General features: G+C 46.3%; 11 protein-coding genes, 1 tRNA gene and 1 pseudogene. 5 read left to right on the forward strand and 8 right to left on the reverse strand.

The window, feature by feature from the left end; translation table 11 throughout:
• Positions 1–515 precede the first annotated feature (515 nt).
• Positions 516–692 carry a helix-turn-helix domain-containing protein gene (locus RGU72_RS12865; protein WP_322120106.1) on the forward strand — a complete coding sequence of 59 codons (177 nt, stop codon included), beginning with the start codon at positions 516–518 and terminating at the stop codon, positions 690–692.
• Positions 665–1,507 carry an IS30 family transposase gene (locus tag RGU72_RS12870; protein WP_322120107.1) on the forward strand — a complete coding sequence of 281 codons (843 nt, stop codon included), beginning with the start codon at positions 665–667 and terminating at the stop codon, positions 1,505–1,507. The genes RGU72_RS12865 and RGU72_RS12870 overlap by 28 nt, the downstream gene beginning before the upstream one ends.
• 83 nt (positions 1,508–1,590) lie before the next feature.
• Here RGU72_RS12870 and RGU72_RS12875 read toward each other — a convergent pair whose 3' ends face one another.
• The 3 genes from RGU72_RS12875 to RGU72_RS12885 all read right to left on the reverse strand — a co-directional run bounded on the left by RGU72_RS12875 (position 1,591) and on the right by RGU72_RS12885 (position 4,650).
• The gene (locus RGU72_RS12875; protein WP_416200124.1) at positions 1,591–3,480 is read right to left on the reverse strand and encodes a M61 family metallopeptidase; all 1,890 of its coding nucleotides are present in this window, start codon (positions 3,478–3,480) and stop codon (positions 1,591–1,593) included.
• A gap of 43 nt (positions 3,481–3,523) precedes the next feature.
• Positions 3,524–3,973, reverse strand: a complete 450-nt coding sequence (locus RGU72_RS12880; RefSeq protein WP_322120109.1) for a DUF3429 domain-containing protein — start codon at positions 3,971–3,973, stop codon at positions 3,524–3,526.
• A 551-nt stretch (positions 3,974–4,524) separates the two neighbouring features.
• Positions 4,525–4,650 (reverse strand): hypothetical protein, encoded by a 126-nt coding sequence (locus tag RGU72_RS12885; protein ID WP_322120110.1) that lies wholly within the window; start codon positions 4,648–4,650, stop codon positions 4,525–4,527.
• A 31-nt stretch (positions 4,651–4,681) separates the two neighbouring features.
• Here RGU72_RS12885 and RGU72_RS12890 point away from each other — a divergent pair, with 31 nt between their 5' ends.
• Positions 4,682–7,150, forward strand: coding sequence for a PAS domain S-box protein (locus RGU72_RS12890; RefSeq protein ID WP_322120111.1), 2,469 nt, complete (start codon positions 4,682–4,684; stop codon positions 7,148–7,150).
• A gap of 240 nt (positions 7,151–7,390) precedes the next feature.
• Here RGU72_RS12890 and istB read toward each other — a convergent pair whose 3' ends face one another.
• The 5 genes from istB to RGU72_RS12915 form a co-directional block, all read right to left on the reverse strand.
• Positions 7,391–8,221, reverse strand: a complete 831-nt coding sequence (gene istB / locus RGU72_RS12895) for an IS21-like element helper ATPase IstB (RefSeq protein ID WP_322118259.1) — start codon at positions 8,219–8,221, stop codon at positions 7,391–7,393.
• Positions 8,214–9,710, reverse strand: coding sequence for an IS21 family transposase (gene istA, locus RGU72_RS12900; RefSeq protein WP_322118258.1), 1,497 nt, complete (start codon positions 9,708–9,710; stop codon positions 8,214–8,216). The genes istB and istA overlap by 8 nt, the downstream gene beginning before the upstream one ends.
• Positions 9,711–9,848: 138 nt before the next feature.
• The gene (locus tag RGU72_RS12905; RefSeq protein ID WP_322120112.1) at positions 9,849–10,466 is read right to left on the reverse strand and encodes a nucleotidyltransferase family protein; all 618 of its coding nucleotides are present in this window, start codon (positions 10,464–10,466) and stop codon (positions 9,849–9,851) included.
• Between the two features lie 19 nt (positions 10,467–10,485).
• Positions 10,486–11,196 (reverse strand): DsbC family protein, encoded by a 711-nt coding sequence (locus RGU72_RS12910; protein WP_322120113.1) that lies wholly within the window; start codon positions 11,194–11,196, stop codon positions 10,486–10,488.
• A 56-nt stretch (positions 11,197–11,252) separates the two neighbouring features.
• Positions 11,253–12,494: an FAD-dependent monooxygenase gene (locus RGU72_RS12915; protein WP_322120114.1), complete on the reverse strand. Its 1,242-nt coding sequence runs from the start codon at positions 12,492–12,494 to the stop codon at positions 11,253–11,255.
• 162 nt (positions 12,495–12,656) lie between these two features.
• On the opposite strand from RGU72_RS12915, the gene RGU72_RS12920 reads away from it, so the two are divergent.
• Together RGU72_RS12920 and RGU72_RS21435 are read left to right on the forward strand one after the other, a co-directional pair.
• Positions 12,657–12,732, forward strand: a tRNA-Phe gene (locus RGU72_RS12920).
• A 92-nt stretch (positions 12,733–12,824) separates the two neighbouring features.
• Positions 12,825–12,971 (forward strand): annotated as a pseudogene (locus RGU72_RS21435) (DUF6538 domain-containing protein); the annotation flags it as partial.
• Positions 12,972–13,006 lie beyond the last annotated feature (35 nt).

The following is a 13,006-nucleotide window of genomic DNA, read 5'->3' on the forward strand; positions in this document are numbered from 1 at the left end:
ACGCCATAAAACGATAATCCGGCACAAATTCATGTCACATGTGCCGCTTCAAACAAGAAAACCAATCGCAACAGTGGCCACACCCATGCTCGACTTTACTGGTTTGGGTATTTTGCAAGAAGCTCAATATACTTAACATTTTTTTCTGCTAGTGCGTAGCCAATTGGCCGATCAAGCAATACCAGCAGCAATCCCATATGCAATAGCAAGATCGGAATTAGAACTAAACAGCGCTGTTGGTTGTCTATATTGGGTAGCAGCATAGCGAGACCTTGAAGAGGGTAAGCCTATGATGCGGATTTGCTTAAAAAGTTTCTAAATAAATATTTGCCTACTAATGAGACTCTTTAGAGTTTTTACACGGTAGCTGAACTCTAGTCTAAAAGGAAGTATCTATAACATAACGGAAAAAGCTCGGCGGATTCAAGTACGAAGAGCAACGTTGAATAAAAAGTCAAAGGGTCAGATGCGATAGCATTCATGCCTTTTGACCAGCCAGTCGAAAGTTGCCGAATATGCGCTACACACACCTAACCCAAGACGAACGATACCAAATTTACGCACTGCGGTTAGAAAAAAAGACAGTCAGCGAGATTGCTGCCGCACTCCATCGTCATAAGTCCAGCATCCACAGGGAACTCAAGCGCAATACCGGAGGAGGCGGATGGCGCCCCTTACAAGCGAAAAAATAGCCGACGAACGACAAAAGAATAGTCGTAACGCACGACGTATTGATGACAACGACTGGCTCGCCGTCTCGACCTACCTGCGCATGGACTTATCGCCGCAGCAAGCAATCGAACGGTTAAGCCTGGAACGGCAGGAAAAAATGAAGAGCAGTCATGAAACCGTCTATCTGCGCATCTACGCTGACCGCAGAGCGGGCGGCACTCTCTTCAAGCATCTGCGGGGTCAGAAGCCCTACCGCAAACGCTACGGTAGTGGTCAACAGCGCCGGGGCATGCTCAAGAACCGTATCAGCATTGACCAACGACCCGCGATCGTGGATCAAAAAATCTGCTTAGGCGACTGGGAGGGCGATACGATCATTGGCAAGAAACAGCAAGGTATCGTCATTACGCGGGTCGATCGTGTCTCTCGTTTTACCTTAGCCCGGCAACATCATAGCAAACACGCGCAAGGAGTTGCTGCCAGCATCGAGCAACTGCTCACGCCACATCAGCAGCACTGCCATACCATCACGTTCGATAATGGCAGGGAGTTTGCAGGGTATGAGTCCATCGCAGCACATCTGCAAGCCCAAGTGTACTTCGCTCATCCGTATCATTCCTGGGAGCGGGGGCTCAACGAGAACACGAACGGCTTATTACGATACTACTTTCCAAAGAACACCAACTTCAAGGAAATCACTCAAGCCCAGTTGCAACGGGCAGTCAATCAACTCAATCATCGCCCTAGGAAATGCCTCGGCTATCGAACGCCGTTTGAGGTTTTTTATAATTTGGATATACTCCCCCTAAAACTTACCTCCCGTTGCTCTTCGTAACTGAATCCGCCCTCCAAATAAATATTGGTCTTTTTCCTTATCAAGCATGTACTACCACCCAGTATATAATTTAATAGCAAGCATTACGCCCTAACTACGCGCTGATAGCTAGGTCGTTTTATCTGCAATACAGCTTTGCTGTGCTCTTGCAAAGCCAGTGCTAAGGCTGGTACATCATCTGACTGCAACTTAGCCTGGACCAGCATTAGCTCGTCACGGCGGAATACATGTAATTGCACGATGTCGCCAACTGTGTAGCGACTCAGTGCATTCGTCAGACCATCTGAGGCATCGGCGGCGCTGACCCGCAAACCGTTGATGGCGATCAGCACATCTCCTGCGGACAATCCTGCACGGTGTGCAGCGCGACCTTCATACACATTAACTAGTTTGCAGTCATTGCCATCTTTGCCGGTACGTACACCCAGCACCGGTTTGACTATTTTTGCAGACTTGCTGCCATCGTTCAGGACGATCCCAAAATCTTCAAATAATTTAGATAGCGGCAAATCTTCCGTACCGCGCACGTAACGATCTAAGAAGCGCTTGGCATTGACGCCAGTTGCTTGTTGTATGATCGCCTCGATCTCGTTTTCGCCCAGACCTTGTTGCCGACTTAACGCTGTATTTTGATAGAAATCACGTCCAAATTTTTGCCATAGCGCGCGCATCAAATCGTCCAACGATTTTTTCCCCGCAGTCTCGGTACGGATTGTCAGATCGAGTGCCAACCCGACCAGAGAACCTTTGGTGTAATAGCTGACAATCGCGTTAGGTGAATTCTCATCTTGGCGATAATATTTGGTCCAGGCGTCAAAACTGGATTCAGCCACGCTTTGTTTTTTACGACCCGATCCTCGCAGGACCATGTTGATGGTTTTCGAAACCAGCTTAAAGTAACTAGCCTCGCTGATTAAACCAGAACGTACCAACATCAGATCATCGTAATAGCTGGTAAAACCCTCAAACAGCCATAGCAGGCTGGTATAATTTTCTTGCCGTAAATCGTAGTGGGCAAATGCTGCGGGCTTAATACGTTTGACATTCCAGGTATGGAAATATTCGTGGCTGCACAGACCCAAAAAATTTTGATAGCCATCAGTTATTTCGATCTGGTGTTTAGCTGGCAAATCGCTACGATTGCAAATCAGCGCAGTCGATGCGCGATGCTCAAGACCGCCATAACCGTCACCAACAGCCATGGTCATAAACACATAGCGATCCATCGGTGCACGTTTGGTCTTGGGCTCAAAAAAAACAATTTGAGTTTCGCAGATTTTTTTTAAGTCTACGGTGATGCGTTGCAAATCGATATTGGGTACGGTGCCTGTCACGACAAAATCATGCGGCACACCATGCGCCTCAAAACTTGCCAAAGCAAAATTGCCCATCTCTACCGGATGATCAATCAGCTCGTCATAGTTGGCGGCGATATAAGTACCAAAGCCGTAGCGTTTTGCTGTTAATTCAGGGAGCGATGTGGCAACGCGCCAGGTCTTGCAAGCGGCATCATCAGCTCGCTGGATGTCCACAATATGCGGCGACATCTCTTGTCCCAGCACCTGCAAAAATACGCTAGTGCCGTTGTAAAAACCATGTTGCTGATCCAGATGCGCTGCACGGACCGACAAATCCCATGCATAGACCTCGTACTCCAAGGTCAAGACGCCATCACACGCGGCGGCTTGCCAAGTATGTTTATCGAGCTTTTTGACTGCGATTTTTTTACCTGCGCTATTTGCTTGCAGTTGCACAATATTGCGCGAGAATTCACGCACCATATAGCTACCGGGTATCCAGGCGGGTAACATCACAATCTGCCCCGCAGGATCAGGCTGACTGATTTGCAGGCTGACTTGGTATAGATGACCAGCTAAATCTTTGGGGACAATGCTGTACTTGATTGCGCTTGCTGATGTGGATTCTTTATTCTTCACAACGATCCTATTTTTAATTATATTTCTTATTGGCATTATCTTCCTGACATCGCTACTGGTTTTGTCGCTACTTATTTTTTCAGCGTATATTTGCCGCAATAAAAGTAAAAGCAAGTGCGGCAATCACAACACCTGTTAATTTTAAGCGTAATGCGATAAACCATGTGGGTAGCTCATAACGAAGATAGAGCTGCTTGTCGAACTGATAGGCGACCACAAAACCAATAATTTGGACTAAAAAACCAACGCCAACATTTACCATAGAACACCAGGCAATCATGGAAGGGATAACGCCCCACAACAAGGCTTTGCGGGTATCGACAGGATTTAAATTTTTCGACATTAAAGCAATGCCCCAGTGCAAACCGCCCAAAAAAGACAAAATCGCAACGCCATACGATAGCTGAGCTTTGATGAAATAACCTAACCAGTCGGGATGCACAATCCAGCATGCCAAGCTCAACAAACAAAAGGGAATGAGGCCAGCGAAACCCAGTTTGTTCACAAGCTGCTTGTTTGGAATATCCATTTTTTTTGCGTTCTTCTTTAGTTTTTTTGTCACCATTTATCAATGCTGCTGTTTCGGCAATACTCGGATTACCCATCAATTACCGTTAGCCAATATTTTATGAGGAATCGCCGACATTAGATATATTTGGTCATAAGCATAAGAAAGAAATTAGTCCAATTTTTTTAAAAACAACTAATTCAATCTTAAAAATACCGAATGTCGTCCTTTTTAGGTATATTGATGATCCGATCAGCGAGAAAAATATCCCATTAAATAATCTCTGCGGTCTTAGCTCAGACTGTCTAATTCTAGGCAAAAATGGCCCTACTCAACAATCCCGACATGCTCCACACGCGCTGTGAAAGTGTATGGCAAACGAGGCTCGTCACATCCTGGACGGCAAAATTTATACTGTATTTTATTTTTTTTGCGCTGCACTCACATCACACTGAGGCAGCTGAAGTCAACCAAAGCATGGTGTTCACTTTAGGCAAATACGCCCATCTTAATGCCAAGATTGACAGCTTGCCAAGTCTAAAAAATCTCCGGTCAACCCCACTATTCTCGGCTCAAAATTCCATTACTAACGCGACCAAACCAAGCACTAATAGCGTGGATAGTGCCTTAATTAGTAGCAATTCTAGCCACCACAAAATCCCATCAATTACGGAGCCGGCACCACTTTTTTTCAGCATCACAGTGCCGTTAATAGTTGGCTTTTTAGTGATGCTTATTTTGCTTCTATTTGTGCTGCAAACTAAAAAACGCAGCCAACGAGAACTACAAAAAAGTGAACGCAATTATCGTGAGCTATTCAACTTTAGTAGTGAGGCGATTGTTGTCCGAGAGATGGAAACCGGTAAGTTAATTGATGTCAACCACCGCTTTACTGAGCTATATGGATTTGCAGCAGAAGACGTAGCCGCGCTCAACATCAAAAATACCAGTTCTGATGTCGCACCATATACAGAAGCAGAAGCGGTCTACTGGTTAGCAAAAGCGATTAATGAAGGTCCACAATTATTTGAATGGCATGCCAAACATGCTGATGGTCATCTGTTTTGGGTAGAGGTGTCATTACACATAGAAGAGCTGGAAGGAAAGCAGCGATCAGTGGCTTCCGCCAGAGATATCACGGAGCGCAAACTCGCTGTCGCCCGCGCTAACGCAATAGAACAACAAATGCAGCGGACCTATAAAAATCTGCCGATTGCCTTATTCACTATTGACAAAAACCATAAAGTGACGCAATGGAACACCTTGCTGGAGCAAATGACGAATACCAACGCGACCGAGATTGTCGGATCAGATCACACATGGCGAGGATTTTATGTGGAACCACGGCCATGTCTGGCTGACTTTGTGCTGAATAATGCGACGATGGCTGAGATCCAAACACATTATAAGAACCCAGTTTTACACAGCAAAGTCGTGATCGGTGGCATCGAAACGGAAGCTTTTTTAAAGCTGATTGACGTTGTTGGTGATACTGGAAAATGGCTACAGTTCACTGCGGTGCCTTTGTTGGATGAAGATGGTCAGATGATTGGCGCCTTAGAAACACTAACCGATATGACCGAGCGCAAACTAGCTGAAATCGCCTTGCGTAATAGCGAGGCGACGTACAGAACCCTGATAGATCACGCGCCGGAGGCGATGCTGGTTTTAGACGCTGACAAGAATCGCTTTATCGATGTCAATCGTAATGCGTTACAACTTTTTCGCTACCAGCACTCAGATTTGCTAAAGCTTAGCCCGATCAAACTCGTCTCGACTAAAGATAATGATGGAAAGGATATGACGAGTACGATCGTTGGTTATTTTAATGAATCGTTGATTGGACCAGACCTTCGTTTTGAATGGAAGTGCGTGCGCTCTGATGGTACAAAATTCCCATGTGAGCTACATCTGGTGAGGCTGCCAAGTCCGCAAAATACTCGACTCATCCGTTGCAATATCACCGATATCACAGAACGTAAAGCCGCCGAAGAAGCGATTTTAAAAGAGAGAAATTTTCTCGAAGCCTTATTAGACGCAATGCCGATCCCTATTTTCTACAAAAATAAAGATGGTATCTATCTGGGTTGTAATGACGCGTTCATCACGATGACGGGACTCACCCGGGAAAAAATTATTAATAAAAAAATGACTGACTGGCTAGAGCCTAACCGAGTCAAGCTGTATGAGGAGAAAGATCAAGAGCTATACAAGAAGTATGAAAAACAAGTTTTTCAATTAAACATTGACAACTATTTTAACGAACCAAAACATGTGATCTTTCACCGTGCAGTATATAAAAACCAATTTGGTATTGTTGATGGAATGATCGGTGCGATTTTAGATATTACCGAACTAGAAAAAACCAAAATCGCATTAGAACAATTAAACCTTGCGCTAGAGAGTCGAGTACTAGAACGTACCGAAGAATTACAGCAAGCGATGAAGCATTTAATCCAATCTGAAAAGCTCGCGGCACTGGGGAATCTGGTTGCGGGCATTGCTCATGAACTGAATACACCGATCGGCAATATCGTCACAATCGCATCCACGCTCAAAGACGAAACCAGTAGCTTTTTAGATAAACTCAATGGCGGCGGATTACGAAAAAGTGAGGCAATACAGTCCGCCACGCACATGCATGAAGCGGGCAAGATGATAGAGCACAATGCAATTCGCAGCGCCAAGCTAATTTCTGATTTTAAACAAGTCGCAGTGGATCAATCGAGTGCCCGGCGCCGTTCGTTTGATCTGGAATCAACCGTACAAGAGGTAATGACAACGCTGCTGCCGATGCTAAAACGCACGAGTCATGTTGTCGATATCGATATCCCGGAAAAAATTCAACTTGATAGTTACCCTGGCCCGATAGAACAGATCATTACTAATTTGATTTCCAACTCTTTACTGCATGGATTTGAGCATATAGAAAAAGGACATATTTTTATTAAAGCGCAATTGCTGAATGAAGAAGTTATAGTGGATTATCACGATAACGGACAAGGCATGACGGCAGAAACTCAGGTGCATTTGTTTGACCCTTTTTTTACGACCAAACTAGGGCAAGGCGGCAGTGGACTGGGGCTTTATATCGTGTACAACCTGGTAACAGGTGTGCTGGGTGGACGCATCAGCATCCATAGCAGCTTGGACACGGGTGCACACTTCACGCTGTGCTTGCCGCAAAAAGCACCGTAAATTAGTTTGGTGCAGAAACGGGGAGTATATTTATTTTTGAAACATAAGCAGCATCAAGATCTAGTTGCGCTACTCTAATACCCTAAGCTTGTTGGCGCGCACTCAATATTGACCAGCTGCGCGCATTGAATATTGACCAGGCGCTTAGTTGCTGAGCATACAAGTTTGTTTCAGGTTTGTCGATCAATTATGTGTGCATTGTTTTCTCCATTTGTTGAACTCAATTTAGCCACTTAAGCACTAAAACTCCTGCCCAGAGACTTCACCAGGTTCTGCTGATATCTCAGTCTCAGGCTTGTTTAATTCCCGGCTTCTTTCTCTTGATTTAATCCGCATTTTTGCTGTGGCACTGCTATGTTTGAAACGATAGGAATCATTACCTGTTTCAATAATATGGCAATGGTGTGTCAGTCGGTCCAGTAACGCAGTCGTCAGTTTTGCATCGCCAAAGACGTTGCTCCACTCAGAGAATGTCAGGTTGGTCGTGATGACGACGCTGGTTCGTTCGTAGAGTTTAGACAGTAAATGGAACAGTAACGCACCACCCACCTGTGAGAATGGCAGGTAACCTAACTCATCTAAGATCACCAAATCCATCTGCATAAGGCTTAGGGCCATGCGTCCTTGTTTGCCTGCTGCCTTTTCTAATTCCAAGGCATTCACCAGTTCAATCGTTGAGAAGAAGCGCACTCGCTTTCCATGTTGCGTAATACCGGAGACCGCCAGTGCTGTTGCCAGATGGCTTTTACCTGTGCCAGTGCCACCAATCAGCACCACGTTGTGCGCAGCCTCTGTGAAGGCTAACGTGGCCAACTGTTCGATCAGCTTTTGGTCTACTTTGGATTGGCTAAAATCGAAATCAGCTAGGTGGCGATGAATCGGAAATTTGGCAACGTGCAACTGATAACGGATCGAACGCATCGCTCGATCCGTCGATTCCGCTTCTAACAAGTGTTGAATGAGCCATTCCGATGTACTCACGGACGCGGTACTCTGTGCTGTTAAATCGGTATAGGCAGTTGCCATTCCATATAACTTGAGTGATTTAAGTTCACTGATGATGTTAAACATGCTGATTCTCCTGATGTAAGCTGTCGTAGCGACTTGCATCGGCTACCGGCTCTTCGATTAATTGCAAGCTTGTGGCGACGGGGTCAGGACGATCGCCCTGACTTAATCGCACCAATACGTTAGTGATGTGTTCAACACTGGTTGCACCGGACTCCAGCACTAGTTCTACTGCCACAATGACGGTATCAAGGCCATGGTGCGGGATAGCCGCTAACACTTGAGCCATGACGCGATCACCACCGGCACGGCGTAGCAAGGTGGTTTGCAATTTGATTAAAGGCGCCGGCATCAATGCAAAGGGTGCACCGTTTCGTAAGACACCGGGCTTTCTTTCTGCCAGAAGGATGTAATGCTGCCAGTCATAGCTGGTCTGATCACGTCCAAATAGTCGTAGATGACATGCAACCCTCTCATTCTCAGCGTAGACGGCAATCTGTTCTGAATACAGATGAACACTGACCATGTGATTGGCCAAATAGCACGGTACTGAATAACGATTACGGTGGACATGAACTAAGCAAGTAGAAGAAACCCGTGCTACGAGTTCGACATAGCCATCGAAGGGTGTTGGCATCGGCATGAGTTGGGCTTGCTCATGTTCCAGCACGTCGGCGACGGTCAACTCAGGGTAATCCGGATGGCGGCATTCACTCCAGAGTAACTTGCAGCGTACCGCCAGCCATGCATTGAGTTCCGCAAAGCTGCCGAAGCGTTCCTGTCTGGCGTCGTTCCAGATACGACGGCGACTATCCTGGACGTTCTTCTCAACAATACCTTTCTCCCAGCCAGACGCCACATTGCAGAAGTCGGGGTCAAACAAGTAATGGGCTGTCATTGCAAAGAAGCGTGCATTGACGATACGACCTTTGCCTTTCATGACTTTATCGACAGCGGTCTTCATGTTGTCATAGATACCGCGCCGTGCAATACCACCCATGGCAGTAAAGGCGCGAGTATGGGCATCGAAGAGCATTTCGTGGCTTTGCGTCGGATAAGCCACCAGCCAAAAGGCACGGCTGGCGCACAGCTTAGTGTGTGCTACAAGGATTTTGCGATGAATGCCACCAATGACAAGCAGCTCCTCACTCCAGTCAAACTGGAATGCTTCGCCGAGTTGAAACTTCAGTGGAACGAAGGCAGATTTACCAGTGACTTTGGCAGCTTGGTCACGCCAGGCGTAAATGTAACGGTTGACACCCGAGTAGCTACCGGTGAACCCTGCTTGCTGGAGTTCCTTAAATAGCATAAGCGCAGTACGACGTTCTTTTTTAGGTCGATGGCTGTCGGTTTGTAGCGCTAACTGAATGAGGGATGCAAAGGGAGCTATTTTACTGACAGTCGGAGGCCGGGCATACTTCGGCTCAGTCCCTTCGGCTTCTTTAAGCCACTTCTTGATGGTATTGCGCGACAGGCTGGTTCGTCGCTGAATTTCGCTAATGGATAGCCGTTCTCGGTAGAACAGCCGCCTGACCTTAGAGTACATTCCCATGGTAATCACCTTGAATTCCCTCGCAGTCAAAACTGCAAGGATAGGTTAATTTACCTGGTCAATATTCAGTGCGTATAACTGCGTTTATCTGGTCAATATTGAGTGCGCGCCAACACCTAAGCTCTACTTACGCTAGATTTATATCGGTTTCGCCAAGTCCTCTGGCACATCAATATCACGCAATATGCCCGGATCATCTACCGCGATCTCTGTCACCAGATGTTGCTGCAATAATTTGCGAGCACCTTGATCGCCACTTAAAGCTAATAGCTGGTCTAAATATTTTCTGGAGAATCCAACCGGATTACCGCGTTGACCTTGATAAACCAAGATGCCCATATCGACACCTGCTTGCATTGCCTGCAGTAATTTTTTGATTGAATCTGGCTTGACATACGGCATATCGGCCAAGGCGATAATCCAGCCAGCATAATCTGCACTTTGCTGCAATCCATGTACTAATGACGCAGCCATTCCCTGCTCTGCATTAGCACAGACAGTCAGCATACAGCCGGTTTTTTGTAAGGTAGAAGAGAGTAACTCTAGGGTGTTGATAGAACTGGTTGCGCAGAGTATCGCTAAACTATCGGGTAATACGGCGAGTAAATTGCGTGCACTGTTTTCGGCAACGAGTTGGCCGTTAGCGGTAATTTGCAAGAGCTTGTTCTGGTTGCCAGCGGGATCAAAACGACTCCCTTTGCCGGCAGCGAGCAACAAGCCACGCCAGTCTTGTGCGCGGCTTGCAATGCTAGTCATTGTTGATTTTTTTGATAAGTTATTTAATGCTGGCGAATTTTGCTTCCAGACCTTTGGCATCAACTGCACCAGGGATGCGGGTGCCATCGCTAAAGATAATAGTGGGTGTGCCAGTGACGCGCATTTTTTTACCGAGCTCAAGAATTTTTTCGTTTGGCGTCATGCAGTTTTCAGCCGCTGCTGGGGCTGCTTTGCCATTTAACATCCACTCATCCCAGGCTTTGTTGCGATCGGCAGAGCACCAGATGTTTTTGGATTTGACGCTAGAATCTTCGGACAAAATGTTATACATAAAAGTATAAACCGTCACATTATTCACACCTTGCAAAGTCTGGCGGAAGCGTTTGCAATAACCACAGTTCGGATCTTCAAAGATAGCAATTACACGTTTGCCATCACCTTTAACCATCTTGGCAGCAGATTCCAATGGCAGATCCGAAAACTTCACGCGGCTTAAATCTTCTACCCGCGCTTTGGTGTAATTGTTGGAGGTACGGGCATCTACAACATCACCAAAAAACAAATATTCGGCTTTTTGATCAGTGTAAATAATATCGCTACCAATACGTACTTCAAACAAACCTGCATAGGGGGTTTTGGTAACAGAATCTACTTTGGCGCCAAGCCCTAAACGCGGCACAACCAATTTTCTGACTGCAAGCTCGTCCTTGGTTTCTGCAAGCGCGAAGGCTATCGGCATTAACAATAAAGCAGCAACTATTTTTTTCATACTTATCTTCATACGTAACATATTAAATATCAATCTATAAAAAAGGCGCGCGACAATTAACGCCCCATTGCGTGGGAAATTAGTTTTCTTTTCAAGACAGGCAAACGGTCCAGCAAGTTCATTCCCAAGTTGCGCGCAATCCGCAGCGGTGTCACATTGGTGGCGAATAAACGGGACAAATTGTCCGTCATTAATTGCATCATCAAGACCTCTTCCCTTCGCGCACGCTGATAAGCTCGCAAGACACGAGTGTCACCGCAATCAAAAGGCAAATCACGACCACAATCTGACTGCGCCAACAACTTGACCAAAGCAGCGACATCACCAAAACCTAAATTCATACCTTGACCCGCCATCGGATGCACCACATGAGCGGCATCACCAATCAATGCCAGCCTCGGCGCGATCATACAATGTGGCCGTACCAAACTTAACGGAAATGCCTTGCAATTTTGTGGCTCAAGCGGCGTTAATTTACCAAGCAGAGAACCACAAAATGGCGCCAACCTATCGGCCAATGCAGCTAAGGGCTCACTTAAAATTTGCGCAGCCAAACTATCAGGAGCGGACCACACGAGCGAAACTCGATGTCCGGGCAACGGCAACAAGGCAATAATACCAAGCTCTTCTAAAAACCATTGATGTGCAACGCCTCTGTGCGGTTTTTCACAAGCAAAATTTGTAACCACACCTTGTTGCCCATAGGGGCGATAGCCCAGCCCGATTTCCGCTTGCCCTCGTACCCAAGATTGCGCACCATCGGCACCGATCAGCAAGGATGTGGTTAACTGCCTACCATTTTCTAACTCGATTGAGGCGAAGTTTTCAGTCACGTTAACCCTAGAAGCCCGCCCCACTATCTGCGTTAGATTTTGTGCAAATTTCATGGCATTATCGAGTGCCTGATTGAGATTTTTATCCTCAACAATCCACGCCAATTCATCAACATGAGCGCCATAAGCGTCAAACCCCAGCTTGCCATCCGCAACAGTACTACCACCAAAAATCTGCATGGCATCAACCTGCACCACACGCTCTTGATCAAACGCAGCCCAAACTTTTAAGCCGTCAAGCAAGTCATGGGCAACATGGTTTAACGCATAAACCCGCACATCCCAACGATCAAAAATATCCGCAGAATCTGATTTTACAATCGCCTTAGGCGGCACGGAAGATTCAGCTTGAGCGGACAGCAAACTGACTCGCAACCCTATCTGAGACAAGCCCAAAGCCGCCGCTTTGCCTACAGCACCGTTACCGATAATGCAAACATCACTGTGATTTGATTCTATGGACATAGCTGTTTTACACCTTACAACCAAGGAAAATAATCACCCCATTATACGGCAGGCTAAGTTGAGAGTTGATTGACGCAACGAAAGCCAAACCGCCGAAGACAGGCAATGTTTTTCATAAAAAGCTTGCGTAATGCCAGACAGGTCACTATAATTCTTCGTCTTGGCCTGGTAGCTCAGTCGGTAGAGCAGAGGATTGAAAATCCTTGTGTCGGTGGTTCGATTCCGCCCCGGGCCACCAAGATTATAAGTTGTTGATCTGATTGAGGTTTTTGACCTTTAAAATATCAGGTGTTCCAAACAGGTGTTCCACCTCACATTGAGGTGATACCAATGAAATTAGCTTCACACCTACGCCGTTCTCGACACGGCGTTTTTTATTTCCGAATCGTTTTTCCACAAATTCTCGCTGCCATTCTTGGTCAGCCAGAACTCAATCGTTCCCTGCTTACCCGTTGTCCCAAAACTGCAAGGCTTACGGGCTACCAACTTTCTGGCACAATGTTGCCATTGAT

Source organism: Undibacterium sp. 5I1 (genome assembly GCF_034314085.1).
Lineage (GTDB): Bacteria > Pseudomonadota > Gammaproteobacteria > Burkholderiales > Burkholderiaceae_D > Undibacterium.

Bases quoted from the DNA above. Each gene is read 5' to 3' on its own strand.
- RGU72_RS12890 (WP_322120111.1), top strand. From the start codon at position 4,682: ATGCTTATTTTGCTTCTATTTGTGCTGCAAACTAAAAAACGCAGCCAA.
- RGU72_RS12915 (WP_322120114.1), bottom strand. From the start codon at position 12,494: ATGTCCATAGAATCAAATCACAGTGATGTTTGCATTATCGGTAACGGT.
- RGU72_RS12870 (WP_322120107.1), top strand. From the start codon at position 665: ATGGCGCCCCTTACAAGCGAAAAAATAGCCGACGAACGACAAAAGAAT.
- istA (WP_322118258.1), bottom strand. From the start codon at position 9,710: ATGGGAATGTACTCTAAGGTCAGGCGGCTGTTCTACCGAGAACGGCTA.
- istB (WP_322118259.1), bottom strand. From the start codon at position 8,221: ATGTTTAACATCATCAGTGAACTTAAATCACTCAAGTTATATGGAATG.
- RGU72_RS12905 (WP_322120112.1), bottom strand. From the start codon at position 10,466: ATGACTAGCATTGCAAGCCGCGCACAAGACTGGCGTGGCTTGTTGCTC.
- RGU72_RS12865 (WP_322120106.1), top strand. From the start codon at position 516: ATGCGCTACACACACCTAACCCAAGACGAACGATACCAAATTTACGCA.
- RGU72_RS12880 (WP_322120109.1), bottom strand. From the start codon at position 3,973: ATGGATATTCCAAACAAGCAGCTTGTGAACAAACTGGGTTTCGCTGGC.
- RGU72_RS12910 (WP_322120113.1), bottom strand. From the start codon at position 11,196: ATGAAAAAAATAGTTGCTGCTTTATTGTTAATGCCGATAGCCTTCGCG.
- RGU72_RS12885 (WP_322120110.1), bottom strand. From the start codon at position 4,650: ATGCTGAAAAAAAGTGGTGCCGGCTCCGTAATTGATGGGATTTTGTGG.
- RGU72_RS12875 (WP_416200124.1), bottom strand. From the start codon at position 3,480: ATGCCAATAAGAAATATAATTAAAAATAGGATCGTTGTGAAGAATAAA.